The organism is Rhodoferax sp. EU05-FHT12H12 (assembly GCF_058791215.1).
Genome location: NZ_JBYTDI010000003.1, coordinates 62746 through 89085, shown reverse-complemented (window position 1 = coordinate 89085; position 26340 = coordinate 62746). Strand labels below are relative to the sequence as shown.

The following is a 26340-nucleotide window of genomic DNA, read 5'->3' as shown; positions in this document are numbered from 1 at the left end:
GGACGCCACCATGAGCATTCTCAACATCGGCACACGCGCGCTACAGGCCAACCAGGTAGCGCTGCAGACGGCGGGCAACAACATTGCCAACGTCAACACGCCTGGCTACTCGCGCCAGACCGTCACGCTGCAAACCGTGGAGGGCCAGTTCACGGGTGGTGGCTACATCGGCAAAGGCGTGGATGTGCAAACCATCCAGCGCAATTTCAGTGCCTTTTTGACACGCCAGTCCACCCTGGCCAGCTCGGTACAGGCCGCCGACGTGACCCGTTCCGACAAACTCAGCCAGCTTGAGGGCATCTTTCCCGGTGGCGCCAGCGGCCTGGGCTCCGCCATCAGTGAAATGATGAACGCGTTTTCGGACGTAGCCAGTGCCCCCACCGACCTGACCGCCCGCACCGTGGCCCTGACCCGGGTCGACGAAACCGCCTCGCGCATGCGTGCAGCCTCGCAGTCGCTGGACGACCTGCAGCAGGGTGTGGACCAGGAGTTGCGCCAAAAGGCCGACGCCATCAACACCCTGGCGCGCGGCATTGCCGAGGTGAACGACGAGATCGCCCGCGCCCAAGGCACCGGCCAGCCGCCCAACGACCTGCTGGACCGGCGCGACCAACTGGTGCGCGAACTCAACCAGTACGTGCAGACCACCTCCATCCCGGCGGACGACGGCACGGTCGGCATTTTTCTGGCCAGCAGCCAGGCCCTGGTGCTGGGCACCACGGTGTCACCCGTGTCCATCGTGAGTGACGACTTTGGCGACACCCTGAAGAACAAACTCGCCATCACCCGCAACGGCCTGACCGTGGTGCTGGATGAAAACGCCCTGGGTGGCGGCGAAGTGGCAGGCCTGCTGCGCTTCCAGAACAGCGACCTGGTGGAAGGCCGCAACCTGCTGGGCCGCCTGACCATGGCCGTGAGCACCGCCATGAACGCGCAGCACCAACTGGGCCTGGACCTGGATGGCAACTTTGGTGGCAACCTGTTCACCCCGACCACCTTCAATGGGCAAAACATCCGCCAGCCCGTGCCGCCGGCCACGCTGAACACCGGCACTGGCGGCCTCACCCTGGCCATCACCGATGTCAGCAAGTTCGCCGCCTCAGACTACGAAATCAGCTTCAGCTCCGCTACCTCCGGCTCCATCACCCGCCGCTCCGACGGCCTGGTGGTGAGCTTTCCGCAAACACCGGCCCCCACCTCCGGTGCGCTGGCCAATGTGGACGGGCTGGACATTTTTGTGTCGGGCACGCCCAACGTGGGCGACCGCTTCTTGCTCAAGCCCTTCAGCACCTCGGCCAGCAACATCGACAGCGTGTTCTCCACCCCGCGCAACCTGGCCGTAGCCAGCCCGATTGCGGGCTCCATGGGCAGCACCAACCAGGGCAGCCTCAAGCAGGTGTCCATCAGCGCACGCACGTTGCCGATGTCGCTGGCCACACCCGTGGTGTTCACCTTCACCGGCACCAACACCTACACCCGCAGCGACGAAACCCCGGTGGCCAACACCACCGTGTTCACCTACACCCCGGGCCAGGCCATCGAGGCGGAGTTTCCCAACAACTACCCCACGCTGCCGCCCACCTACAACGACCCGCTGACCGGCTGGACCTTCACCCTGCAGGGTTCGCCCAAGCCGGGCGACACCTTCACGGTCATCGACATCAAAGACCCGGCCTACGGCGTGGACTACAAGCTCAACTCCGGCAACGCCACCGCCATGATGAACCTGCGCGACGTGGCCATGTTTGACGGCGCCGCCCTGACCGACGGCTACGCCAGCCTGATCTCGCAAATCGGCATTCGCAGCCAGAGCGCCGCCTACGCGGCCGAAGTGTCCAGCTCCATTGCCACCAACCTGGAGAAAGACCGCACTGGCGTATCGGGCGTGAACCTGGACGAAGAAGCTGCCAAACTGCTGCAATACCAGCAGGCCTACCAGGCCTCGGCCAAAATGATCCAGATCGCGCAGAGCATTTTTGACACCCTGATGCAAGGCCTCAACCGCTGAGGCACCGGAGGACGACCACCATGGCCACTTCTTTATCTCGCCTGGGCACGGCCAACACCTACGACCTGGCCATGCGCAACCTCACGGCGCGCCAGACCAAGCTGGCCGACCTGCAAGAAAACCTCACCTCAGGCAAACGCGTGGTGCGCCCCAGCGACGACCCCACCGGCGCCGCCCAGGCCGAGCGCTCGCTCACCCGCCTGGCCCGCATTGCCACCGACCAGCGCGCGCTGGAGGCGCAAAAAAACTCCATCGCCTCGGCCGAGAGCACGCTGGGCGACATCACCAGCGCACTGCAGCGTTTTCGCGAGCTGACCGTGTCGGCCGGCAACGGCAACAACACCCCCGCCGAGCGCCGCACCATTGCCGTGGAACTGCAGGGCCTGCGCGAGCAGGTGCTCACCATGGCCAACCGCAAGGACAACAACGGCCTGCCCCTGTTCGCCGCGCTGGGCAGCGGCCAGGTGCCGTTTGCCGGCCCCAACTCGCCACCTGCCGACTACAGCTTTGTGGGCCTGCCCGGCCAGGCGGCCGCCAGCGAAAACGCCATCCCCGGCACGCTCGATGGTGAAAGCGCCTTTATGCTGCAAGGCCGCCGCGACGGCGCCTACAACGTCACCCTGTCCCAGATCCCGACCGACCGCACGCTTCAAACTGGCCCCGTCACGGTGGTCGACCCCACCCTCGTCAACGGCTCCAGCTATTCCATCACCATCGATGCCGTGTCCACCGTGGCCGGCACCACCACCGTGACCTACAGCGTGGCCGAAGGCCCGCCCGTGGCCGGCCCCACCCAGTCGGGCCTGACCGCGTCCTTCCCGTCCAACCTGCCCCCCAGCTTCACCATCACGGCCATGCCCGGCCTGTCGATGACGGTGAACGGCCTGCCGGTGGCCGGCGACAGCATCACCGTGGACACCAGCCCCAGCATCTTCAGCGTCATGGACGACGCCATCCGCGACATCGGCACCGCCGTCAACGCCAACGCCGCCTCGCAAGCCGTGGCCCAGGCGCTGGGCAACTTGGACATTGGCATGGAGCGCGTATCGGCCGTGCGCGGCCAGGCCGGTGACCTGCTCAACCGGGCCGACCGCATCACCTCCACACAAGAGTCGCGCAGCATCCAGCTCGAGGCCGACCGCTCCCGCGCCGAAGACCTGGACATGATCAAAGGCATTGCCGACTTCCAGAACCAGCAAACCGGCTACTCCGCGGCGCTGCAGTCCTACGCCCAGGTACAAAAGCTCTCGCTGTTCAACTTCATAAGCTAAGCCATGAGCAATTCCGTCTTGGGCAGCGTGACACTGGGCTACCAACTGGTGTGGAACGCGTGGCGCCAGCGCTGCGCCACACGCCTGCTGGTCGAGCCCCACCTGAGCGGCGCCGTGGACGCCCAACACCTGCTGCACACCCTGCACGAACTCTGGCCGGCTGGGCTGGACGCCCAGATCTTGGTGGCGCGCACCCCCGCCCTGCTGAGCGACCTGCTGGACCACGCCCCAGCGCAGGCCCTGTGGCTGGAAATTCCGGACACCTGGCTGGGTGATGCCCTGTTGGCCGGCCGTATCCGCAAGGCCCGGCAACGCGGCGTGCGTCTGCTCTGGCGCGGCGAAACCGGCCAACCACCCGCCGCCGAGCTGCAAGACCTGTTTCACAAGACCCTGCGCAGCATCACCCCGCACGAAGCACTGGCCGCCCTGCGCGCCGCGCTACAGCGCACCCACGACGGCGGCGGCTCCCACAACAACTGGACCTCCCCCATCTTGCCCGGTGCGCTGTACGAGGGCCTGGCCAGCCAAGCCCTGGTAGAACATGCCCTGGACCACCAAGCCGTGTGGGGCGTGGCCGGCTGGCCCACCGAGGAAATGCTCTACAGCTACCGCTACAAACAAATCCAGCCAGGACGCCAGCTGCTGCTGGACCTGGTGCACGCCATCGACGCCGACGAATCACTGGAAGCGCTGGAACACCGCATGGGCAACGAGCCGCTGCTGACCTACCGCTTTTTGCGCTACGCCAATTCCGCCGCCCTGTCATTGCGCACCGAGATCGGCAGCGTGCGCCAAGGCCTCATGACCCTCGGCTACAGCCGCCTGCGCGCCTGGCTCATGGAGCAAATGCCCCACGCCAACAGCGATGCCAACCTGCAGCCCATCCGCGCATCCATCGTGCTGCGGGCACGCATCATGGAGCGGCTGGCCGACGCCGGCATAGAAGACGACCTGCGCCGCGAAGTGTTTTTGTGCGGCATCTTTTCGCAGGTGGACCTGCTGCTGGGCGAAACCCTGGGCGCCGCCCTGCACCGCCTGCCCCTGCCCGGCCGGGTGGCCTCCGCCATCCTGGGCCAAACCGGCCCCTACGCCCCCTGGCTGGAAACCGCCAGCGCCCTGGAGAGTGGCAACACCAAGGTCATCCGCGACGTCTGCCGCGCCCACGACCTGGAAGCCGATGAGGTCAACCGCGCCCTGCTGCGCTCGCTGGCCGCACCGACCTGATTTTTAAGCCTTTTAGGGCTCTAGCCCCCGCGGATATTACGCAAGAAGCTATTAAATATGTAGCAAAAAGTCCGGTACTTTTGCAAACCGCCAGGCAAAAATCACTGCACCCACCGCCCGCCCGAAGCCAGCGGATAACAAATTTCCGCAAAAAACAAGCTCTAAAACCCCAAATTCACCCGAACGGGGGATATCCAAACGGACTATTGCTGCTTAAAGTCCGTTGCAGTAAAAGCAGCCCCTTTTTGAATGATGGGTGCGCTCTATTGCCCCCACATGACGACACAAACACCCGCTCCCCCTCTTTTTCATCCGCGACAAGTAGTACTCGCAGCCCTTTTGCTGGTGTCGGTGCTGATGAGCGCTGGGGCCCAGACCCTTACCAATGCACAGCGGGATGCTGCCGAACAGCGTCGTATCCAGGAACGCGATGCCCAACTGCGCGGACAGCAAGAAACAGCCCCAGACGCACGCCTGAACACGCCCATTTCTGCAGCGCAGCGCCTGCCCGAGACTGAATCCCCGTGTTTCCCCATTCGCGAGCTGACATTGCGCGGAGAACGCACAGAGCAATTCAGCTGGGTGCTTGGCAGCTTGGCTGGCCCCAACAAAACAGACAGCCCCCTGGGCAAATGCCTGGGCACACACGGCATTGCCATGGTGCTGGAGCGCGCCCAGAACGCACTGGTAGTCAGGGGGTTCGTCACCTCGCGCGCACTGACAGAGCCGCAGGACATCTCCAAAGGCACGCTGGTGCTGACTGTGGTGCCTGGCCGTATTCGCACCATCCGCTTTGCAGACAAAGACGGCAAGGCGGTTGTACCTCACACATCGCTACAAACCGCAGTCTCTGCGGCACCCGGCGACATCCTCAACCTGCGTGACATCGAACAGGCACTGGAGAACTTCAAGCGGGTGCCCACCGCTGATGCGGACATCCAGATCACCCCTGCCGACCGCCCCGACCACAGCGACCTGGTCATTGCCTACCAAAGCACCACGCCCGTACGGCTCTCGCTGGCGCTGGACGACAGCGGTGGCAAAAGCACTGGCCGCTACCAAACCAGTGCCACCCTCTCCTGGGACAACCCGCTGGGTTTGAATGACCTGTTCTATGTGTCCCAGAACCACGATGCAGGAGGTGGCGAACCAGGTCCGCGCGGCACGCAGGGCTACACGCTGCACTACTCCATCCCCTACGGCTATTGGGTGCTGGGCACCACCTTCAGCGAGAGTCGCTACCACCAGACCGTGACCGGGCTTACCCAGAACTATGTTTACAGCGGCACCAGCGGTAATGCAGAAGTCAAACTCTCACGCCTGTTCTACCGCGACGCCACCCGCAAAAGCACCGTGCACCTCAAAGCGTTTGAGCGGCACTCCAACAACTACGTGGACGACACCGAGGTGCAGATCCAGCGCCGCGTGGTTGGCGGCTGGGAGCTGGGCGTGGGCCACAAAGAGTTTGTAGGCAGCACCACGCTAGACGCCAACCTGGCCTACAAGCGTGGCACCCGGGACTTTGCAGCCATCGATGCCCCCGAAGAATCCACCGGGCAAGGCACCGCCCGCTTCAACCTATGGGTGGCAGACGTCACGCTAACCCAGCCTTTTAAGTGGCTGGGCCAGTCGCTGCGCTACCAAGGCAATTTGCGCCTGCAGGGCAATGAGACGCCGCTTACCCCGCAAGACCGATTCAGCATTGGCGGGCGCTACAGCGTGCGCGGCTTTGATGGCGAAGGCAGCCTCTCGGGCGACAACGGTTGGCTGCTACGCCAAGAACTGGGTTGGGCACTGGGCAATAGCGGGCAAGAGCTGTACTTGGGCATTGATGCGGGCGGCGTCAGCGGCCAGAGCACCGAACAACTGGCAGGCAAAGCCCTGAGTGGTGGGGTTATAGGCCTGCGGGGCAACTACCGCAAGCTGCAGTACGACATTTTTGTAGGCGCACCGCTGTACCAACCCGCAGGTTTCAAGACCGCAGAGACCACCGCGGGCTTTAGTTTGAATTTGGCGTTTTGATCCGTTAGCTATTTTTTCTCCACTCTTAAGGAAACCTCATGAAAACCACCAGTACCGCCTTGATTGCAGCCACATTGCTGGTCAGCACAGGAGTTGCTTTTGCACAGAGCGCACAGCAAAACTTCGTAGGCCCAGCCGTCGGTTTGACCGTCTCCGCCATCCAAAACAAGGTGGACTTTGAAAGCACCGTCCCCTCCATCAACGGTCAAAGCACGCAAACCAATGACACAGAAGCCGCGCTGGTTGCTTCCTACGGTTTTGCAATGTCGCCCGATTGGGTGGGAACGGTGGGCATTTCCTACAGCGTCAAATCAATGGACGCTGGCAAAGTGAACTACACCGCAGGCACCGCGCAATCTTTCTCCGGTACCTTCAAAGACCACTTGGCCATCTCTTTTGCCCCAGGCTACCGGGTTGGCCCCAATGCATTGGTCTACGGCAAGCTGGCGTTTCATCAAGTCAAGGCTGAGTACACCGACACGGCGGCTGCAGGAGGCACCAACACACATACCGGCACGGGCATTGGCCTGGGCGTTGCCTTTGCGCTCAGCCCCAAGGTAGAGCTTCGCACCGAGTATGAGATGGTCAATTTCTCCAGTGAAAAAGCCAACCTCACTACCGGCAAGCCCAAGATGTCTGGCCTGACAGTGGGCCTGCTTTACAAGTTCTGAACAAGCGTAGCCAGGGCAAACAGCGGCCTCTTCTCACATATTCCAGCACCACATGACAGACAGCATCAGCTTCCAAATCATTGGGCCCGCTTTCAATCTGCCACCCCATAGCGATGCCGAAGCCTTTGGCAGCGCAGTGTGGTTATGGATGCATGGGCTGAACCACCGCGACATGCCACTGGCGGCTTTGAATCAGGCCCTTCTGCCAGCCATCCACTTGCAACAGTACGCCCTGGTTCTGGACACCAACCAGCAGGCCGCCAAGCCCGTGGGCTACCTGTCTTGGGCCAACCTGAGCGCCGAATCGGAGCAGCGCTACCTACACAGTCCCCATCTTGGGTTACGCCCGGAAGATTGGAACAGCGGCGACCGCATGTGGTTCGTGGACTTCTTCGCCCCCTTTGGACATAGCGCACAAGTCCGCACGTTATGGAAGCCTCTGTTTGCGGGCATCAGTGCCCGCTACATGTACCACCGCAGCAACGAGCGTGGTGTGCTCGTGCGTACCTTCACAGGTGAGCGCGTAGACCCCGCTTATGCACACCAATGGTGGGCCGACCGCCCCATGCTCGCCGCCTCAAGTGACGCCACCACGCCCCCCCCTAGCCAAACACGGAGCCCAGCCCCATGAACAAGAACCTATTCCGCCTTGTCTTCAACGCAGCCCGAGGCCAGGTAATGGCAGTCAGCGAGGTAGCCAGTGGCAAAGGCAAAAGTAGCAGCGGCGAAACCACAACACCCGGTACATCCACATCAAATCAGCCACCAGATCTCATAGATATTGCGCAAGCAGCTATAAAACCAATAGCACTTTTATTGGGCCTTTTGACTATCACGCCGTGGACTACGGCGCAAATCGTGGCCGACCGCACGGCCCCCGGCAACCAGCAGCCCACCATTTTGCAAACGGCCAGCGGGGTCACCCAGGTCAACATCCAGGCCCCCAGCGCGGCAGGAGTCAGCCGTAACACCTACAGCCAGTTTGACGTGAGCCGCCAGGGCGTGGTGCTCAACAACAGCCGCACGGACTCCAACACCCAAATTGCCGGGTACGTCCAAGGCAACCCGTGGCTGGGTGGTGGTGGGGCACGCGTCATCCTCAACGAAGTCAACTCCACCAACGCCAGCCAGATCCGGGGCTATGTGGAAGTGGCGGGCCAGCGCGCCGAGGTCATCATCGCCAACCCGGCAGGCATTGCCGTGAATGGGGGCGGCTTTATCAACGCCAGCGCAGTGACCCTGACGACAGGCACCCCGGTGTTCAACGCGGGTAACCTGGAGTCGTATCAGGTGCGCGGCGGCACGGTTGTGGTGGATGGTGACGGCCTGGACACCCGCAGCGCCGACTACACCAACATCCTGGCACGCGCAGCCCAAATCAACGCGGGCATCTGGGCCAAAGACATCAAAGTAGTCACCGGCGCCAACGACATCAACGCCAGCAATGCGGACACCCCCACGGCAAGCGTCACGCCCGCTGCCGGCACGGGTGCCACACCAGCCTTTGCACTGGACGTCGCCGCGCTAGGCGGCATGTACGCCCAAAAAATCACCCTCGTGGGCACCGAGTCGGGACTGGGTGTGCGCAACAGCGGCGTCATCGGCGCCACGGCGGGTGACGTCACGGTCAACAGCCAAGGCTGGCTCTCCAACAGCGGCACCCTCTCGGCCGTGGGCAGCACCCGCATCCAAGCAGCGGGCGACATCACCAACACAGGCGAGATAGTCGCCACCGACACCACCCGCCTGGACACCGCAGCCCAGCTGATCAACCGGGGGCTCATTGACAGTGGCAACGCCGCAGGCAGCAGCCAGACCCAGATCAAAGCCACCACGGTGGAGAACCTTGGCGACGCACGCATCTATGGCGACACCGTTAGCGTTGCAGCCACTACCCTGACCAACGACAAAGGCACGACACCCGGCACCACCGCAGCGGCCACCCTGGCCTCTCGCCAAGGGCTCAACATAGGGGTAGACACCCTCAACAACCGCAACGGCGCCAACATCCTGAGCCTGGGCAATATGGCCGTCGGCGCCAGCCTGGACGCCAATGGCCAAGCCACCGGATCCGCCACCACCCTCACCAACAGCGGCAGCACCATCGAAGCCCAGGGCACCCTGCGCATCCACAGCGCCACCATCAACAACCTCAACCCCTTGCTTGAATGGGAGAAGGACGCGGGCACCCCCGGCGTCAGCGGCACGGTCTACTACACCACCGGCGGCACTTTTGAGAGCAAAGACGGGGCAACACTGGCTGCAGGCTCAGGCACCCTCTCCGGCATGTCACATGGTGGATATGCCTATTACAAAGTTATTGCCTATGAGGCGGAGGAGACCTGCTCAGGCGGGCGCAATCCGGTTTGCACGCCCACGGGCAACATGCTGCCGATCTATGGCTACGGCCAAGGCGCAGCCCAAGCCAATAGCACCTCTGGCGCCTACAGCTTTGGCGCATTTGCCAGCTACGTGCAGACCGACTACAAAGCCGTCGTCACCAAAAGCACCCCTGGCCGCATCGCCAGCGGTGCAGACATGACGCTGGTCGCCAGCACGGGCGTCGTCAATGACCAAAGCATGATCGTCTCTGGCGGCGCACTCACCATCACCGCCCCCAGCATCGACAACCGCGCCCGCACCATCCAGCTGGATTCGGTGCGCAACGGCACCATCTATAGCTGGGCCCAGTACGACGAAGGCTGCGGCAACGTCAAAGGCTGCAACTACAACTACCAGGCCTACCGCCCAGACACCTATGCAAGCGCTGTAGCCTCCACCCAGGTGTTAGACACCAGCGTGCGCCAAGCCGCCAGCGCAGTGCCGCTCACCGCGCCCGGCACCACCCCGTCTGCCCAAACCGGCCACAACCTGCCCAACAGCAGCCTGCTGCGCATCCAGAGCGACCCCAGCGCCCCCGTGCTGGTACAAACCGATCCGCGCTTTACCAACTACAGAAGCTGGCTCAGCTCCGACTACATCACCAGCCGCATCAGCCTGGACCCCAGCGTTACCCAAAAGCGCCTGGGCGACGGCTTTTACGAGCAGCGCCTCATCAACGAACAAGTGGCCCAGCTCACCGGCCGCCGCTTCTTGGCCAACTACACCAGCGACCAGCAGCAGTACCAGGCCCTGATGGACTCGGGTCTGACCTTTGCCCAGGCCTACGACCTGCGCCCAGGCATTGCCCTTACGGCCGCGCAAATGGCCGTGCTCACCACCGACATCGTCTGGCTGCAGCAAGAAACGGTGAACCTGCCCGATGGAACCCAGACCGTGGCCCTGGTGCCCCACCTCTACGCCGCTGTGCGCCCCGGCGACCTCAACGCCCAAGGCGGCCTGCTCAGTGGCAACACGGTAGCCATCAACAGCACGGGCGAAGTGCGTAACGGCGGCACCATCCTGGGCCGCACGCTGCTGGAAATCAATGCACAGAACATCAACAACCTGGGTGGCCAAATCGCCGCCAACGATGTCAAGCTCTCCGCCCGCGACGACATCAACATCACCGGCGGCAGCGTAACGGCCCAAAACAGCCTGATTGCCGTGGCCGACAAAGACATCAATGTCACCAGCACCACCGCCAGCACCGAGGGCGGCAGTGGCAACTACACCTACAGCCGCACCGGGCTGGACCGCATGGCCGGCCTGTATGTCAAAGGCCCCGGTACGCTGCTTGCCAGCGCGGGCAACGACCTCAACATTATTGGCGCCACCATCCAGGGAGAGGGCAACACCCAGCTCAGCGCAGGCAACACCGTCAACCTGGGCACGCTGCAGGCCAGCCAGAGCAACAACGTGGGTGCGGGCGACGCCAAGAACCACCTGCTCACCAGCCAGACCAGCGATGTAGGCAGCAAGGTGGGGGCAGGCAAAGACCTGACCATCAGCGCCGGGCAGAACGTCATTGCCAAGGCGGCGGATCTGCAAGCCAAGGGGGACGTGGCCATCGCAGCCCAAGGCACGGTGCTGCTCAACGCAGGCCAAACCCGCTCCAGTTATGACGAGGTGCTGACCAAGTCCAGCTCCGACCTCATCAGCACCACGACCACCCGCACCCAAACCCAGGCCAGTGCGGCCACCGCGCAGGTGAGCAGCGTGCAGGGCCAGAACGTGTCCATCGTTGCCGGGCAAAACCTCGTCAGCGTAGGCACGCAGTTCAAGGGTACCGACAGCCTGCGCGTAGAGGGCAAAGACACCAGCACCTTCTACGCCGCCACCAACGTCCACCAAAGCACCACCACCGTCCAGAGCACCACCACGCTGAGTGGTCTGGCCGCCCTGGGCGACTACATGGGCCTGTCGCAACTGGTGCCGCTGGAGAAGAAAGAAAGCACCGACAGCCTGGCCACCAGCACCGCCATTGGCACCCGCCTGCTCTCGGATAAGAAAATTGAGATTGGTGTGGGCAACAAGACGGAACTGCAAGGCGCCACGGTAGAAGCCCAGCAGATTGCATTCATCCAAACAGACCCCACCAAGGCAGGTGAACTGATCCTAGGCGGCAGCATCGACACCACCCAGACCAGCCATACCGAGAAAACCGAGACCCTGGGCCTGTACCAGGAGATGAAGGGCAAGGGCTCTACGGTGGAGACGCTGAACCAGACCCAAATCAAGGGCAATGTGTCATTCGATGCGGCGCTCAAGATCACCGTGCAAATTCCCGACACCAAGGGTGGGCAGGCGCTCAAGAGCCAGATCAATGCGCTGGTTATTCAAAGTGGCGGTACAGGTCTGGAGTATCTGAACACCCTGGCCAACGACCCCAGCATCCAATGGGACAAGGTTGCACTGGCCAATGAGAAATGGAGCTATGACCAAGCGGGCTTGACACCCGCGGGTGCGGCATTGGTGTCCATTGCCATGGCGGTTGTGACAGGGCCGGGGGCTGCATCATTCGCCTCCGGCCTGACCACCTCCGGCGCCATGAGTGCGGCAATGGCTGCGGGCATGACATCGCTGGCTAGCCAAGCCGCTGTAGCTCTGATCAACAACAAGGGCGACCTTGGCAAAACGCTGGAGCAACTGGGTAGTGAGCAAAGCATCAAGGGCTTGTTGACCAGCATGGTGACGGCGGGGGCTTTGAATGCCCTGGGGAACTCCACCCTGTTCAACGGCCAAAGCGGTACAGCCGCCGCGGGTAGCAACGGCATCTCTACCGCGCAAACGGCAGCCACCTTTGGGGACAAGCTGCTCAAGAACATCACCAACAACCTGGCGGGCAGCGCCATTGATGCGGCCATCAATGGCAAGGCTTTTGATGAAAAGATGCTGACCAATGCCTTGGCCAGTGCGCTGGTCACTACGGGGATGGCACAGGGGGCCAAAGCGATTGGAGACGCGAAGTACGACGGAGACATCAACGGCTTTACCCAAAAGGTGGCCCATGCGGTGCTGGGGTGTGCCGGAGGTGCCGCCACGGCGGGCAATATGTCAGGCTGTGGTGCGGGTGCGGTCGGGGCTGTGGTCGGAGAAATGGCCGCCGAGTACTACATGGACAGCAACAAGGACAACGGCAAGTCCTTTGCAGAGAACAAGGCCGATGCCTTGGCGTTTGCGAAGGTGATGTCTGCAACGGCGGGGGTGATTGTTGGGGGTGGTGGGGATAACGCGCAAGCGGTGAATATTGCGAATACGACGGGGACGAATGCGGCGGAGAACAATTATCTGAAGCATGCGGAAGTCCTGCGTTTGAATGACCTAGAAGCTAAAAAGGCTGCCGGAAAATGTGATGCGGACTGTGACCAACAGATTGCTGACCTCAAAGACTTAGATGCCAAACGCAATCAGCAACTAGCGGACTGCGTGGGCGTAAAAAGCACCCGTTGCAACGCAGCGCGTCAGGATGTGCGCAGTGCCGCTGCGGACTACATCCGCAATGGTGAAATCCTGAACACGCGCGGAGCAACCTATGCGGGTGAGTACATAGAAACCACCCAACTGGCCTACGGAACTATCAATAACAAGAGCAGTGGCGTATTGGTAGCCGTGGTGGACATGGCTAAAGAATTTGTTTCAGCGCTGGAGACTGGCTACAAAGCCAAGGACGGTGACCCTGCGGCAATCCAACAAGTGATTGCCAGCAGCAAGGCCATGAAAGAGTTCTTGAGCGATACGAGCAACCTACCTTACTTGCTGGGATTCATGACGCCGGGTCAACGGCAGGAATTTGCAGCTGCGATTGAGAGCAATGACGGCACCAAAGTGGGCAAGATGCTCACCGACCAGACGCTGGCATTGGTCGGGACGATCACCACTGTGGGTGGGGCCGCGAAGGCAACGTCATTGACTGCTACTGCGCTTAGAGAGGCAGCGGTTGCCAGTGCGGCAGCACGCGCGGCCAAGTTGGAAGAGGCGGCTGCGGTAGCTGCGGCTAAGGTGGAGGGCAACATCTATTCTGATGGCAGCAATCCAGCAAGTTGGACAAATGGGAAGCCTGGTGACGGAAGTTTGAATTTGGCGACTCACTGGGAAAAGCATAAAGCAGAATTTCCTAGCTTTATTTCTCAGAATGACTATTACAGAGCAGCGCAGGATTTTGTTAGCAAACCAACGCCTGGAACGCTAGTTAAAGCCACTCCCAATGGTGATCTTTTGCTTTATGAGCCGAAAACCAATACGTTTGCAGTGAAATCAAAAGATGGACTTCCTCGGACCATGTTTAAGCCTAGTCCGGCGGAACATGGGTTTGCAACTAACATGGACTTTTGGAATTCAAAATGACCACCTCGAGCACTTGCTGTCGTGTTTGTGGCTTTGACAATAAGCCGCTGTTACCTTGGGGGGAAAACGGTAATGAGCCGTCCTATTCAATATGTCCCAACTGTGGTGTCGAATTTGGCTATGAAGATTCGAGTCCGCAAGGAATAGCAAGATACAGGGAAAAATTAGAAAAGGAAAAAGTCGGCAAGGAAACTATTCAAGCAAAGGATCCTTGAATATTCATTTGCCAGTACGCATAGAGACTAACCTTTGACCTGTGGGTGTTGGCGTCTATGTATCAAATCGACCTTTAGCGCCCATTAAATATGCGCCAGCAGCTCCTAAATATGTAGCAATACTGCGCCAACCTCCAGCTACAGCCAAACCGGCATAGACCGGGTAGCGGGCCTCTACGTCCAAGGCCCCGGCATACTCCTGGCCACTGCCGATAACAGCATCGCTGCCCGCGCCGCCTCCATGAGTGCAGCAGACACTGCTTCGCTGGCCGCCAAAGGCAACATCGTGCTCGACGCCGGTGTCATGTCCAAGTGTCCACAACTGTTGATTTCCGTTGAAAACTGATCCACTTCGAGCAGATATTTCCGCCCAAATTTGATCCACGTTGGCCCTACCCTGCTAGTTTTTAAAGCAGGGGGAATTTAGGAGTGATAGACGTGGCGACATTGAATGTCATCAGGCGTTGGGCACTACGGGAACAAATGTCCATGCGCGAGATTTCCAGGCGTACACCCCCGAGCAACTGGCCGTGCTCACCACCGACATCGTCTGGCTGCAGCAAGAAACGGTGAACCTGCCCGACGGTACCCAGACCGTCGCCCTGGTGCCCCACCTCTATGCCGCCGTGCGTGCTGGCGACCTCAACGCCCAAGGCGGCCTGCTCAGCAGCAACACAGTTAGCAAGGTCAGTGTGGGCAAAGACCTCACCATCACCGCCGGGCAGAACGTCATCGCCAAGGCGGCGGATCTGAAGGCCAAGGGCGATGCGAGCATTACCGCCCAAGGCACCGTACTGCTCAATGCAGGCCAAACCCGCTCCAGCTATGACGCGGTGCTGACCAAGTCCAGCTCCGACCTCATCAGCACCACCACCACCCAGACCCAGACCCAGGCCAGTGCGGCCATGGCAAAGTTGAGCCAGGTGCAGGGGCAAAACGTCAACATCGTGGCCGGGCAACACCTGATCAGTGTGGGCACGCAGTTCAAGGGCAGCGACAGCCTGCGCGTAGACCTACAAGCTGCGCCCCGGCATTGCGCTTAGCCTTCGTGGGATATGCGCAAGCAGCTAGAAAATAAATAGCAATTTCAGACTCAACGAAACACCGGGCGGAAAAACGTGCGCTCGTAGCTCACGATGCAGCGGGTCTCTTCGGCATACCGAAATGCGGCCTGGCATTCCGCGTCGTTGAAGGACTGCTGGCGGTAGGTCTCGTAGGCCGCCAGGCTGGGGAAGCTGAACATGGCCAAGGCGATGTTGTTGGCACCTTCGGACGGCAAAAAGTAGCCATGGTGCTGGCCGCCGAAGCGTTCTACCAGCGGAATCCACAGCTTGCCGTAATGCTCGAATTCGGCGAGCTTGTAAGGGTCGATCACGTAGCGCAGATAGCAGGTCACCATGGGAAATTCCTTGAAAGCGGGGTGGGGTGAGTGGATACGGTGGGTTACTTCGCCACCGATGTGGCCTTGCCCAATTGCTCGTCACGCAGGCGCGCAAAGGTCTTCCAGAACTGCGCCTCTTGTGTGCTGGCAAAGTTGATGCGCATGAGGCTGCTGGGCGTGCGCTGGGCGTGGAACAGCGCGCCGGGCGCCAGCAGGTAGCCCTCGTCCAGCATGCGCTGGCTTAGGGCGTCGGTGTCCACCCCGGTTTCCACCCAGCCAAACAGGCCCACGGGGTCGGACGCAAAGGTGCAGCCATGCGCCAGCGCGAGCTTCACGCTGCGCGCCCGCGCGCCGTCCAGCTGGGTGCGGATCCGCTCGGCGTGGCGGCGCAGCTGGCCCTGGTCGATGCACCAGGCCAGCGCTTTCTCCAGCAGCGCGGGCGTGGTCAGGGTGGACAGCAGCTTGGTGTCCAGCAGGCGCTCGGCCAGGTCTTTGGGCGCGGCCAGGTAGCCCACGCGCCAGTTGGGCGCCAAGATTTTGGCAAAGCCCCCCACGTAGATGGTGCGCTGCAGGCCGTCCAGAGCGCACAGGCGGGTGGCGTGTTCGGGGGCAAAGTGGCTGTAGGTGTCGTCTTCAACAATGTGAAAGTCGTGCTGGTTGGCCAGCTGCAGGATGCGGTAAGCGCTGCTGGGCGAGAGGCAAAACCCGGTGGGGTTGTGGAACACACTCACGCTCACAAACAGCTTGGGGCGGTGCGCCTCGCAGTAGCGAGCCATCACCTCCAGGTCCGGCCCGTCGGCGCGGCGCGGCACCGGCAGGATGCGCATGCCCAGCGAATCGAGCCGCGCAAACTCAATGGCCCAGCCGGGCTCTTCCACCATCACGTAGTCGCCCGCGCGCAGCAGGGTGCGGCTCACCACGTCCAGCGCGTTGGTGGCGCCCACGGTGGTGATGATTTGCTCGGGCGCAGCATGTACCGACAGGCCCGCCAGCTTGGTCGACAGCGCGCGGCGCAAACCGATGTCACCCGCGGGCTCGCCGTACTGCAACGAAAACGCGTTGAGCGCCTCCACACTGCAGCTGCGCCGTACCGCCGTGGCCAAAAAGGTGGACTGCAACCACTCTTTGGGCAGCACGCCCATGCCGGGCTGGGGCTTGTTGCTCACGCCCTTGAACATGCCGCGGATCAGCGCCGTGGCGTTGAGTGGCGCGTAGCGCTGGGGCACGGTGAGCATGAGGTTGGCAACGCCATGCGCTCCTGATTCGATAGCAGCCTGCGCACTACCCACGGCCACCGAGGGCAATTCGCGCACATAAAACCCGCGGTTTTTGCGCGCCTCCACCAGGCCCTGGGCCAGCAGCTGGTCGTAGGCGCCCACCACGGTGGACGGGCTCACGCCCTGCTGCTGCGCACACAGGCGCACCGAGGGCAGGCGCGCGCCGGGCGCCAGCAGGCGGTCGCGGATGCGCTGGGCAAACAGCGCCGCCAGTTGTTCGGCCAAGCTTTGGGCCGCGGTTTTCATGAGCATGGGCTGTCCTCTGTGCTGGCCGTGCCAGCAGTACAGTTTGGTTTCTGTTTGCACAAACTGTACTGCAAGTGTGTTGTTTTTCCAAGTACAGTGAATCGCATGTTCACCACGTTTACCGCTGCCGAATTCACGGCGCTGTTGCTGCTCTCCACCGCAGCCAGCTTCACGCCGGGGCCCAACACCACGCTGTCCACCGCACTGGCAGCCAACCGGGGGCTGCGTGGTGCGCTGCACTTTGTGCTGGCGGTGCCGCTGGGCTGGGGCCTGCTGTTCACGCTGTGTGCCGGTGGCCTGGGTGCGCTGGTGGTGGCCCTGCCGCTGCTGCGCAGTGCCATCCAGTGGCTGGGCATTGCCTACCTGCTGTGGCTGGCCGTCAAGCTAGCCCGTGCCAGCAGCCTGGGGGAGGCCGATGCCAGCCGCCTCAACGTGACCTTTTGGCAAGGCGTGGCGCTGCAGTTTCTCAATATCAAGGCCTGGATGCTGGGCCTGACGGTGACCGCCGGCTGGCTGGCCGGGCGCGAGGATGTGCTGGCGCGTTTTGCCATCACGCTGCCCCTGATGCTGGCCTTTGGTTTCTTCAGCAACCTGCTCTATGCAGCCATTGGCTCGCTGCTGCGCGACTGGTTGGGTGGCCCGGTGGTGGCCGGTGTGGCCACGGCGCAGCGCCTGCGCTGGTTCAACCGCGGCATGGCTGCCGTGTTGGTGGCCACAGCCGCCTGGATGGGGTCGTTATGAGCACGTCACACACCGCCAACCTCAAAAAAGGCCTGTGGCTGGGCCTCTTGGGCATCACCATTTTTGCCATGACCCTGCCCATGACACGGCTGGCCGTGGGCACGCCCGAGGCGCCGCTGATGTCGGGCCTGTTCATTGCGGTGGGGCGCGCCGTGGTCGCAGGACTGCTCTCCGCGCTGTTGCTGTGGTGGGGCCGTGCGCCGCTGCCGCCGCGCGACACCTGGGGCCCGCTGGTGCTGGTGGCACTGGGGGTGGTGTTTGGCTTTCCCATCTTTACCTCGCTGGCCATGCGCCATGTGGAGGCGGTGCACGCCAGCGTGATGGTGGGCGTGCTGCCACTGGCTACCGCGGTGGTGGGGGCGTTCTTGAACCGGCAGCGGCCCTCCCCCGGCTTCTGGGTCTGCGCACTGGCCGGCACGGCGCTGGTGGTGGCGTTTGCGGTCTTGCGCTCGGGCCACAGCGGCTTGTCGCTGCAAATGGCCGATGTGCTCTTGCTGCTGGCCATGGCCTGTGCGGCCGTGGGCTACGGCCATGGCGGGCGGCTCTCGCAGCGCATGCGGGCTGAGCATGTGATTTGCTGGGCGCTGGTGATTGCGCTGCCCATCAACCTGCCGCTGGCCGTGTGGCAGTTCCCCAGCGTGGCGCTGCCCACCAGCGCCTGGGTGGCGTTTGCCTATGTGTCCGTCTTCTCCATGTGGCTGGGCTTTTTTGCCTGGTACAAAGGCCTGGCCCTGGGCGGCACCGTGCGGGTGAGCCAAGTGCAGCTGCTGCAGCCGTTTTTGGGCATGCTGTTTGCCGTGCCGCTCTTGGGCGAGCGGCTGGACGCAGTGACCGTGGGCTTTGGCGTGGCCGTCATTGCCACCGTGTTTGTTGGCCGGCGCATGCCGGTGCACGCTGCGCTGAAAGTGGCCCCCGCATGAGCCACGACCTGCTGATCGCCGCTGCCCTGTTCCTCGTCGTGAGCTCCATCACGCCGGGACCCAACAACACCATGCTGATGGCATCGGGGGTGAACTTTGGCGTACGCCGCTCGCTGCCGCACCTGCTGGGCGTGCAAATCGGCTTTACCGTCATGCTGCTGTGCGTGGGCTTGGGCTTGCACGCCGTGCTGGACCGCTTTCCGGCGCTCTACCAGCTGATGCGCTGGGGCGGCGCGGCCTACCTGCTGTGGCTGGCCTGGAAGCTGGCAACAGCACGCCCCGCCAGTGCCGACCCCGATGCGCCAGCCGCACAGCCGCTGGGCTTTTGGGGCGCAGCCGCCTTCCAGTGGATCAACCCCAAGGCCTGGGTGATGATCGTCACGGCCATGAGCGCCTACCTGCCGCCCGACGCTACTCTGCCCCAGGTGCTGCTGCTGGCCCTGATGTCGCTGGTGCTGGGCAGCCCCTGCTCGGCGGTCTGGGTCGGCTTTGGCCAAGCCATGCGCGGCCTGCTACAAGACCCGCTGCGCCTGCGCATCTTCAACATCACCATGGCGCTGGCCCTGGTGGCCTCGCTCTACCCCATGCTGAGAAACTGAAAGCCGAGTGATGGAACTGCACAACATTCCCTTTGGCACCACTGACTGGTCCACCATCCCTGCCGAGGAAAAAAGCGCCCAGGCCGGCCGCGCGCTGTGGCGCACGCAACACTTTGGCACTGTGCGGGTGCGCATGGTGGAGTACACGCCGGGTTATGTGTCCGACCACTGGTGTGTCAAAGGCCATATCCTGCTGTGCCTGCAGGGCGAGCTGCGCACCGAACTGGAAGACGGCCGCACCTTCACCCTGCGCCCCGGCATGAGCTACCAAGTGGCCGACAATGCGGAACCGCATCGCTCGACCGCGCCCCTGGGTGCCACCCTGTTTGTGGTGGACTGAGCGAACACTGACAAGACGACCCCGAATTTCTCTGGAGCTTTTATGACGCAATGGACCCTGGCCGAACGTGCCGCCAAGATGAACCCCTCGGTGATCCGCGAGATCCTCAAAGTGACCGAGAAGCCCGGCATCATCAGCTTTGCCGGCGGCCTGCCCAGCAGCAAAACCTTTCCGGTGGCCGAGTTTGAAGCCGCCAGCGCCAAGGTGCTCAAAGACGACCCCGCGGGCGCCCTGCAGTACGCGGCCAGTGAAGGCTACGGCCCGCTGCGCGAACTGGTGGCCGCCCAGCTCAAGGCGCAGAGCGCCGCTGCCGGTGTCACCTGGAATGTGGACCCGGCCCAGGTGCTGATCACCACCGGCTCCCAACAGGGCCTGGACCTGGTCGCCAAAATTTTGATCGACAAAGACAGCAAGGTGCTGGTGGAGTCGCCCACCTACCTGGGTGCAGTGATGGCCTTCACCCCCATGGAGCCCAAGGTGGTGAGCGTGGCCAGCGACGACGAAGGCGTGGACATTGCCGACCTGGCTGCCAAGTCCAAAGACGCGCGCTTTCTGTATGTGCTGCCCAACTTCCAGAACCCCACCGGCCGCAGCATGACCGAGGCACGCCGCGCCGCGCTGAGCGCCGAGGCAGCGCGCAGCGGCCTGCCCCTCATGGAAGACAACCCCTACGGCGACCTGTGGTTTGACCAGGCCCCACCCGCACCCCTGACCGCCCGCAACCCGGAGGGCGGCATTTACCTGGGCTCCTTCTCCAAGGTGTTGGCCCCCGGCCTGCGCATGGGCTTTATCGTGGCGCCCAAGGCGGTGTACCCCAAGCTGCTGCAAGCCAAACAGGCGGCCGACCTGCACAGCCCCGGCTTCAACCAGCGCCTGATTTTTGAGGTGATGCAAAACGGCTTCCTGGACCGCCATGTGCCCACCATCCGCGCGCTCTACAAAGCCCAGCGCGACGCCATGCTGCAGGCACTGGCCCAGCACTTCCCCGAGTCGCAAGGGCCGCACGCCGCCAACGCCGACAGCACCTTCACCTGGAACACCCCCGCGGGCGGCATGTTCCTGTGGGCGCGCCTGCCTGCGGGCATGAACGCCGTAGACCTGCTGCCCCATGCGGTGGACAAGGGCGTGGCCTTTGTGCCCGGTGCGCCGTTTTACGCCGACAACGCCGACGCCCGCTCCATGCGCCTGAGCTTTGTGACCCCCAGCGTGGAAGAAATCCACCGCGGTGTGGCCGCTTTGGCCGAAGCCATCCACGCCCAAAGGAACTGACCATGGCGGTGCATATCTGGGGGCGCCTGAGTTCGCTCAACGTACGCAAGGTGGTGTGGGCCGCACAGGAAACCGGCATGGCCTTCACCCGCAGCGATGCGGGCATGGCTTACGGCGTGGTCAAAACGCCCGAGTACCTGGCCATGAATCCCAATGCGCTGGTGCCTACGCTGCAGGACGGTGACTTTGTCCTGTGGGAAAGCAACGCCATCGTGCGTTACATCTTCGCCAAATATGGAGCCCCTACGCTCTACCCCCAGGACCTGGCGCAACGCTTTGACGCCGAGCGCTGGATGGACTGGCAGCAAACCACCCTGAACCGCGAAAGCGGCGCCGCCTTTGTGCAGTGGTTCCGCACACCGGCGGACCAGCGCGACCCGGCCGTCATTGCCCGCTCCACCGCCGCCACCGAGCCGGCCATGGCCCAGCTCAACGCGCACCTGGCCGACCGTCCGTGGATGTGCGGCGCACACTTCAGCATGGCCGACATTCCCGTGGCCTGCGATGTGCACCGCTGGTTTGCCCTGCCCCAGCCGCGGCCGAGCTGGCCGCACCTGGAACGCTGGTTTGCAGCCATCCTGGCCCGCCCCGCCACGCGCGGTGTGCTTGATCTTCCGCTTTCATAACGCTCCTCCCCAGAAAGGTCTCTCGTGCCCCTGCAACGCCCGTTCGCCCAAGTCGATGTGTTCACCGCCCAGCCTTACCTGGGCAACCCGCTGGCCGTGGTGCTGGATGGCGCGGGACTCAACGATGCGCAGATGCAGGGCTTTGCACGGTGGACCAACCTGAGCGAGACCACCTTTGTGCTGCCGCCCACCCCCGAGGCGGCGGCGCAGGGCGCGGACTACCGCGTGCGCATCTTCACCCCCGGTGGTGAGCTGCCCTTTGCCGGCCACCCCACGCTGGGCAGTTGCCACGCATGGCTGGAGGCCGGTGGCACGCCCCAGGCCCAGGACCGCATCGTGCAGGAGTGCACCAAGGGCCTGGTGCAGATCTGCCGCGACGGCACGCGCCTGGCCTTTGCGGCGCCCACGTTCCAGCGCAAAAACCCCAGCCCCGGCTTGCTGGCGCAGGTGGCGCACGCGCTGGGCCTGACGGCCAAGCAAATCATCTCGGCCCAGCACCTGAGCAACGGCACCGACTGGCTGGGCGTGCTGGTGGACGACCGGCAGACCGTGCTGCAGCTGCAACCCGACCACCCCACACTCAAGAATTTAGGGGTCAAAGTGGGCGTTGCGGCCGTGGATACTGCGCGAGCAGCTCCTGATTTAATAGCATCCACACTGGAAGTGCGCGCCTTTGCGTCGCTCAACGGCATCCAGGAAGACCCGGTGACCGGCAGCCTGAATGCCAGCCTGGCCCAATGGCTGATAGCGGACGAATACATGCCCGCCAGCTACGTGGTGCACCAGGGCACCTGCATCCAGCGCGAAGGCCGCATCCACATCCGCCAGGACGCCAGCGGCCAGGTCTGGGTGGGGGGCGACTCGGTCACCTGCATCCGTGGCACGGCCACTATCTAAAACCCAACTTCAGTTTTTGGAGCTTCCATGCGCCAACGCCGTTTCAAGCAGGTGGACGTGTTCACCGCCCAGCCGTACCTCGGCAACCCGCTGGCTGTGGTGCTGGATGGCAGCGAGCTCAGCACTGAGGAGATGCAGTCCTTCGCCCGCTGGACCAACCTGAGCGAAACCACCTTTCTGCTGCCGCCCAGCCCCGAAGCCGCCGCCCAGGGCGCCGATTACCGGGTGCGCATCTTCACGCCGGGCGATGAGTTGCCGTTTGCCGGCCACCCCACGCTGGGCAGTTGCCACGCCTGGCTGCAGGCAGGCGGTGTGCCGCAGAACGAGGGCCTGATCGTGCAAGAGTGCGCCAAGGGTTTGGTGCCCCTGCGCCGCGATGGCACGCGCCTGGCGTTTGCCGCGCCCAGCCTGCAACGCAGCACGCCCGATGCCGCGCTGATCGCGCGGGTGGCTGCGGCGCTGGGTCTGCAGCCAGCGCAAATACGGGCCGCGCAGTGGCTGAACAACGGCCCCACCTGGCTGGGCCTGCTGCTTGACAGCATGGACACCGTGCTGGCACTGCAGCCCGATGCGGCCGCACTCAAAGGTTTGGCGGCTGGCGTGGGTGTAGCCGGCATGGACAGTGCGCCAGAAGCTCCTGATTTGATAGTGCGCAGCAACCGCGAGGCGCGGGCCTTCGGTGCCCGTGACGCTAGTGCCAGCACCGCGGATGACGACACGCCTTCTGTGGAAGTGCGCTTCTTCGCGCCCGACATCGGCGTGCTGGAAGACCCGGTCACCGGCAGCTTCAACGCCAGCCTGGCGCAGTGGCTGATTGCCGATGGCATCGCCCCCGCCCGCTACGTGGCCGCCCAAGGCACCTGCATAGGCCGCGCCGGGCGCGTCTTCATCACGCAGGATGCGCAGGGCCAGGTGTGGGTGGGCGGTGATTCGGTCACCTGCATTGACGGCCAGGTGACGCTGTGATGGCCGCGCTGGAGGCCTGGCTGCACGCCCCGCTGGCGGCGCAACTTGCACTCGCCTGGACCACCTACCTGATTGGCGCTGGAAGCCCCGGCCCCAGCAACATGGCCATCATGGGCATGGCCATGAACGCCGGTCGCCGCCCCGCGCTGTGGCTGGCGTCGGGCATTTTGTGTGGCTCATGGTTTTGGGGCGTGCTGGCGGCGCTGGGCATCTCGCAGCTGCTGGCCAGCTTCAGCACCGGGCTGATCGCCATGAAGGTGCTGTGCGGGCTCTATTTGCTGTGGCTGGCGTTCAAGTCCGCGCGCGTGGCCTGCGCGCCGCACGCCGATCTGCAGGCCACCCAGGCGGCCAAGGCCACGCCGCGCCAACTCTATTTGCGCGGCCTGGGCATGCACCTCACCAACCCCAAGGCGGTGCTGGCATGGATGTCGACCGTCACCGTGGGCATTCCGGCCGGCGCGTCGCCCCACCTGGCCTGGGTGGTGGTGGCAGGTTGCATGGTGATGGGCGTGGGCATCTTCACGGGCTATGCACTGGCGTTTTCCACCCCGGCCGCACGGCGCGTGTATGCCGCATCGCGCCGCTGGATGGAGGGCCTGCTGGCGGCCGTGTTCGGGCTGGCCGGGTTGCAGCTGCTGCGCACCAGCACCCACGCGCATTGATCTCTCGTTTGTTTGGACCCCTCATGACCACTAACGCCCTGCTCCCCACCCTGCACGACATTGAAGCCGCCGCACACGTCATCTACCGTGAATTCGGCCCCACACCGCAGTACCGCTGGGGCCAGCTCGCCAACCGGCTGGGGGCGACCTGCTGGGTCAAGCACGAGAACCACACGCCGGTGGGGGCATTCAAGATCCGCGGCGGCCTGACCTACTTTGACCAACTGGCCCAGCGCGGCGCGTTGCCCGCAGAGGTCATCAGCGCCACGCGCGGCAACCACGGCCAGAGCATCGGCTGGGCTGCACGGGCCCACGGCGTGCCCTGCACCATCGTGGTCCCGCACGGCAATTCGGTGGAAAAGAACGCCGCCATGCGCGCACTGGGCGTCACGCTCGTCGAACACGGCACCGATTTTCAGGAAAGCCGCGAACACGCCATGCGCCTGGCCCAAGAGCGCGGCGCCCACATGGTGCCCAGCTTCCACCCCGACCTGCTGCGCGGCGTGGCCACTTACTGGTGGGAGTTGCTCAAGGCAGCGCCCGACATCGACGTGGTCTACGTGCCCATCGGCCAGGGCTCAGGCGCCTGCAGTGCCGTGGCCGCCAAACGCGCGCTGGGCCACCCGGCCCGCATCGTCGGTGTGGTGAGCGCACACGCCACCACCTATGCGGATTCGTTGAAGGCTGGCAAAGTCGTCGAGGCCCCGGTCACCACCCAGTTGGCCGACGGCATGGCCTGCCGCGTGGCCGACCCCGAAGCCTTGCAGATTCTGATGGGCGAGATCGACCACATCGTGCAGGTGACCGACGCCGAGGTGGCCCAGGCCATGCGCGACATCTTCGCCTGCACCCACAACGTGGCCGAAGGCGCAGGCGCCGCCAGCTTTGCGGCGGCCATGCAAGAACGCACCAGCCTGCAAGGGCAGACGGTGGGGATCACGCTGTGCGGGGGGAATGTGGACTCAGCGGTGTTTGCCGAGGTGCTCAGAAGCTAAGGCTTGCCTATCTGTTCTGACTTTTCGGAGCGTCCAGCCATTGAAGTGGGCTCCGAATCGATGCACACAATTTGATTCCGCCCTTGGGCTTTGGCAGCGTACAACGCAACGTCTGCACGCAGTAGCGTTTTTTCTATCGTGTCCCCAATGCGGTGGGGGGTTGTGCCGATGGAGACTGTCATTTTCAGACAATCGTCTCCAACCGACATCGCTATGTCGGCCACTTTGACGCGCACTCTTTCCAGGCACGTCTTGCCCACCGAAACATCGGTGTCTGTGAGCAACGCAACAAATTCTTCGCCGCCCCAGCGCGCTAGTGTGTCGTTGGCACGCAGGTTGTTTTGTACGACGGAAGAGAACACCTGCAAGGCACGATCTCCAACTTGATGTCCATATTTGTCGTTGACGCGTTTGAAGTGATCAATATCGAACATGGCCACAAGCAATGGCGAGGATGTCCTCTGTGCACGCTGTACTTCTTCCCGCATTTTTTCCAGCATGAAGCGACGATTGGCCAGCCCTGTGAGTTCGTCGCGCGTGGCAATTTGTTGGATCTGGTCGAGAGCCAAGGCCAACTGGTTTTTTTGTTTGCGCATGTACGCGCCCATTTGCTGCAACCGCCACGTTAAAAAAGTGGTCGCTGACAACACGATGAACAGCATGCAAACATAAGCGACGAAGATGCCAGCCGGTTCGTCAGTGGTCACGTAGTGCCACGTATAGACAGCTGCAGCGCCAAACAGGGCCAAACCATATACCGCCACCAGCATCACCTGGCGCATGGATAAACCAAACATGCCAAACATCAATATCACTGACAGTATGGGCAAGGCCACACCACGCCCATTGCCAGCGATCACAAAAGCGATGGCATTGCAGGCAATCGCGAAAAGCATCTGGAAAAATGCGAGAGAGGGGTCTTGCATCCGCAGAGAAAACCCGCTGCGGATCAGTACGTAGAACACCACCAATCCAGCGCTGCAGATGAGGGCCCATGTGTCTACATCACCCATGCCTTTGGTGCCGACGGTGCGCATGAAGTAGAGCACCCCCATACAGGCCAGCATCAACATCGCCGCCAGCAAGAACTGGCTGGTGCGAATGCGCATAGATTTTTGCTCGCCAAGCAAATAGTCACCGACGCGGCGGAATCGTTGCTCGGAAATCAAAGCGCTTTTACACCCATGAATATCCATAACGCTATTCGCACAAATTGAATATCGCCCCGGTCAAGTAGCTGTGATTGGACCCACTACTTTGGACAAGTGTATTCAATACCAGGTG

At 62.9% G+C, this 26340-nt stretch carries 22 protein-coding genes and 2 pseudogenes; 21 read left to right on the top strand and 3 right to left on the bottom strand.

Going from position 1 to position 26340, the window contains the following annotated elements; genetic code table 11:
* Positions 1 to 10: 10 nt before the first annotated feature.
* The 11 genes and pseudogenes from flgK to AC3WS7_RS09815 all read left to right on the top strand — a co-directional run bounded on the left by flgK (position 11) and on the right by AC3WS7_RS09815 (position 15180).
* Positions 11 to 2008 (top strand): flagellar hook-associated protein FlgK, encoded by a 1998-nt coding sequence (gene flgK, locus AC3WS7_RS09865; protein ID WP_492656238.1) that lies wholly within the window; start codon positions 11 to 13, stop codon positions 2006 to 2008.
* Positions 2009 to 2028: 20 nt separating this feature from the next.
* Positions 2029 to 3279: a flagellar hook-associated protein FlgL gene (gene flgL / locus AC3WS7_RS09860; RefSeq protein WP_296471943.1), complete on the top strand. Its 1251-nt coding sequence runs from the start codon at positions 2029 to 2031 to the stop codon at positions 3277 to 3279.
* 3 nt (positions 3280 to 3282) lie between these two features.
* Positions 3283 to 4503 (top strand): HDOD domain-containing protein, encoded by a 1221-nt coding sequence (locus AC3WS7_RS09855; protein ID WP_492656237.1) that lies wholly within the window; start codon positions 3283 to 3285, stop codon positions 4501 to 4503.
* Positions 4504 to 4860: 357 nt separating this feature from the next.
* Positions 4861 to 6525 (top strand): ShlB/FhaC/HecB family hemolysin secretion/activation protein, encoded by a 1665-nt coding sequence (locus tag AC3WS7_RS09850; RefSeq protein WP_492656236.1) that lies wholly within the window; start codon positions 4861 to 4863, stop codon positions 6523 to 6525.
* A gap of 38 nt (positions 6526 to 6563) precedes the next feature.
* Positions 6564 to 7196: an outer membrane beta-barrel protein gene (locus AC3WS7_RS09845; RefSeq protein WP_492656235.1), complete on the top strand. Its 633-nt coding sequence runs from the start codon at positions 6564 to 6566 to the stop codon at positions 7194 to 7196.
* Between the two features lie 52 nt (positions 7197 to 7248).
* The gene (locus tag AC3WS7_RS09840; protein WP_492656234.1) at positions 7249 to 7827 is read left to right on the top strand and encodes a toxin-activating lysine-acyltransferase; all 579 of its coding nucleotides are present in this window, start codon (positions 7249 to 7251) and stop codon (positions 7825 to 7827) included.
* A pseudogene (locus AC3WS7_RS09835) lies at positions 7824 to 7886 on the top strand (ESPR-type extended signal peptide-containing protein); the annotation flags it as partial. The gene AC3WS7_RS09840 and the pseudogene AC3WS7_RS09835, both read left to right, overlap by 4 nt.
* A gap of 135 nt (positions 7887 to 8021) precedes the next feature.
* Positions 8022 to 13922: a two-partner secretion domain-containing protein gene (locus AC3WS7_RS09830; protein WP_492656535.1), complete on the top strand. Its 5901-nt coding sequence runs from the start codon at positions 8022 to 8024 to the stop codon at positions 13920 to 13922.
* On the top strand, positions 13919 to 14137 hold the full coding sequence (locus AC3WS7_RS09825) for a hypothetical protein (RefSeq protein WP_492656233.1): 219 nt from the start codon (positions 13919 to 13921) through the stop codon (positions 14135 to 14137). Before AC3WS7_RS09830 ends, AC3WS7_RS09825 begins: the two co-directional genes overlap by 4 nt.
* 429 nt (positions 14138 to 14566) lie before the next feature.
* Positions 14567 to 14650 (top strand): annotated as a pseudogene (locus AC3WS7_RS09820) (XRE family transcriptional regulator); the annotation flags it as partial.
* 17 nt (positions 14651 to 14667) lie between these two features.
* Positions 14668 to 15180: a hypothetical protein gene (locus AC3WS7_RS09815; RefSeq protein WP_492656232.1), complete on the top strand. Its 513-nt coding sequence runs from the start codon at positions 14668 to 14670 to the stop codon at positions 15178 to 15180.
* Positions 15181 to 15230: 50 nt separating this feature from the next.
* Here AC3WS7_RS09815 and AC3WS7_RS09810 read toward each other — a convergent pair whose 3' ends face one another.
* Positions 15231 to 15536 carry an NIPSNAP family protein gene (locus AC3WS7_RS09810; protein ID WP_296471938.1) on the bottom strand — a complete coding sequence of 102 codons (306 nt, stop codon included), beginning with the start codon at positions 15534 to 15536 and terminating at the stop codon, positions 15231 to 15233.
* A gap of 44 nt (positions 15537 to 15580) precedes the next feature.
* Complete coding sequence (locus AC3WS7_RS09805) at positions 15581 to 17047, bottom strand: aminotransferase-like domain-containing protein (protein ID WP_492656231.1); 1467 nt, start codon at positions 17045 to 17047, stop codon at positions 15581 to 15583.
* A 99-nt stretch (positions 17048 to 17146) separates the two neighbouring features.
* Here AC3WS7_RS09805 and AC3WS7_RS09800 point away from each other — a divergent pair, with 99 nt between their 5' ends.
* Genes AC3WS7_RS09800 through AC3WS7_RS09755 form a run of 10 tightly spaced genes read left to right on the top strand, consistent with a single transcriptional unit; the run spans position 17147 to position 25056 of the window.
* Positions 17147 to 17782 carry a LysE family translocator gene (locus AC3WS7_RS09800; protein ID WP_296471934.1) on the top strand — a complete coding sequence of 212 codons (636 nt, stop codon included), beginning with the start codon at positions 17147 to 17149 and terminating at the stop codon, positions 17780 to 17782.
* Positions 17779 to 18702: a DMT family transporter gene (locus tag AC3WS7_RS09795; RefSeq protein ID WP_296471932.1), complete on the top strand. Its 924-nt coding sequence runs from the start codon at positions 17779 to 17781 to the stop codon at positions 18700 to 18702. The genes AC3WS7_RS09800 and AC3WS7_RS09795 overlap by 4 nt, the downstream gene beginning before the upstream one ends.
* Entirely contained in the window at positions 18699 to 19301 is a 603-nt protein-coding gene (locus AC3WS7_RS09790) for a LysE family translocator (RefSeq protein WP_492656230.1), read from the top strand. The genes AC3WS7_RS09795 and AC3WS7_RS09790 overlap by 4 nt, the downstream gene beginning before the upstream one ends.
* A 10-nt stretch (positions 19302 to 19311) precedes the next feature.
* Entirely contained in the window at positions 19312 to 19641 is a 330-nt protein-coding gene (locus AC3WS7_RS09785; protein ID WP_492656229.1) for a DHCW motif cupin fold protein, read from the top strand.
* A gap of 42 nt (positions 19642 to 19683) precedes the next feature.
* Positions 19684 to 20910, top strand: a complete 1227-nt coding sequence (locus tag AC3WS7_RS09780; protein WP_296471927.1) for an aminotransferase-like domain-containing protein — start codon at positions 19684 to 19686, stop codon at positions 20908 to 20910.
* A gap of 2 nt (positions 20911 to 20912) precedes the next feature.
* Complete coding sequence (locus AC3WS7_RS09775; protein WP_296471925.1) at positions 20913 to 21536, top strand: glutathione S-transferase family protein; 624 nt, start codon at positions 20913 to 20915, stop codon at positions 21534 to 21536.
* A gap of 24 nt (positions 21537 to 21560) precedes the next feature.
* Positions 21561 to 22433 (top strand): PhzF family phenazine biosynthesis protein, encoded by an 873-nt coding sequence (locus AC3WS7_RS09770; RefSeq protein WP_492656228.1) that lies wholly within the window; start codon positions 21561 to 21563, stop codon positions 22431 to 22433.
* Positions 22434 to 22460: 27 nt separating this feature from the next.
* The gene (locus tag AC3WS7_RS09765; RefSeq protein WP_492656227.1) at positions 22461 to 23399 is read left to right on the top strand and encodes a PhzF family phenazine biosynthesis protein; all 939 of its coding nucleotides are present in this window, start codon (positions 22461 to 22463) and stop codon (positions 23397 to 23399) included.
* Positions 23399 to 24061: a LysE family translocator gene (locus AC3WS7_RS09760; RefSeq protein ID WP_296471920.1), complete on the top strand. Its 663-nt coding sequence runs from the start codon at positions 23399 to 23401 to the stop codon at positions 24059 to 24061. The genes AC3WS7_RS09765 and AC3WS7_RS09760 overlap by 1 nt, the downstream gene beginning before the upstream one ends.
* A 23-nt stretch (positions 24062 to 24084) precedes the next feature.
* Positions 24085 to 25056, top strand: a complete 972-nt coding sequence (locus tag AC3WS7_RS09755) for a threonine dehydratase (RefSeq protein ID WP_492656226.1) — start codon at positions 24085 to 24087, stop codon at positions 25054 to 25056.
* On the opposite strand, the gene AC3WS7_RS09750 is transcribed toward AC3WS7_RS09755, so the two are convergent.
* Positions 25053 to 26252: a diguanylate cyclase gene (locus AC3WS7_RS09750; RefSeq protein WP_492656225.1), complete on the bottom strand. Its 1200-nt coding sequence runs from the start codon at positions 26250 to 26252 to the stop codon at positions 25053 to 25055. The genes AC3WS7_RS09755 and AC3WS7_RS09750 overlap by 4 nt on opposite strands.
* Positions 26253 to 26340 lie beyond the last annotated feature (88 nt).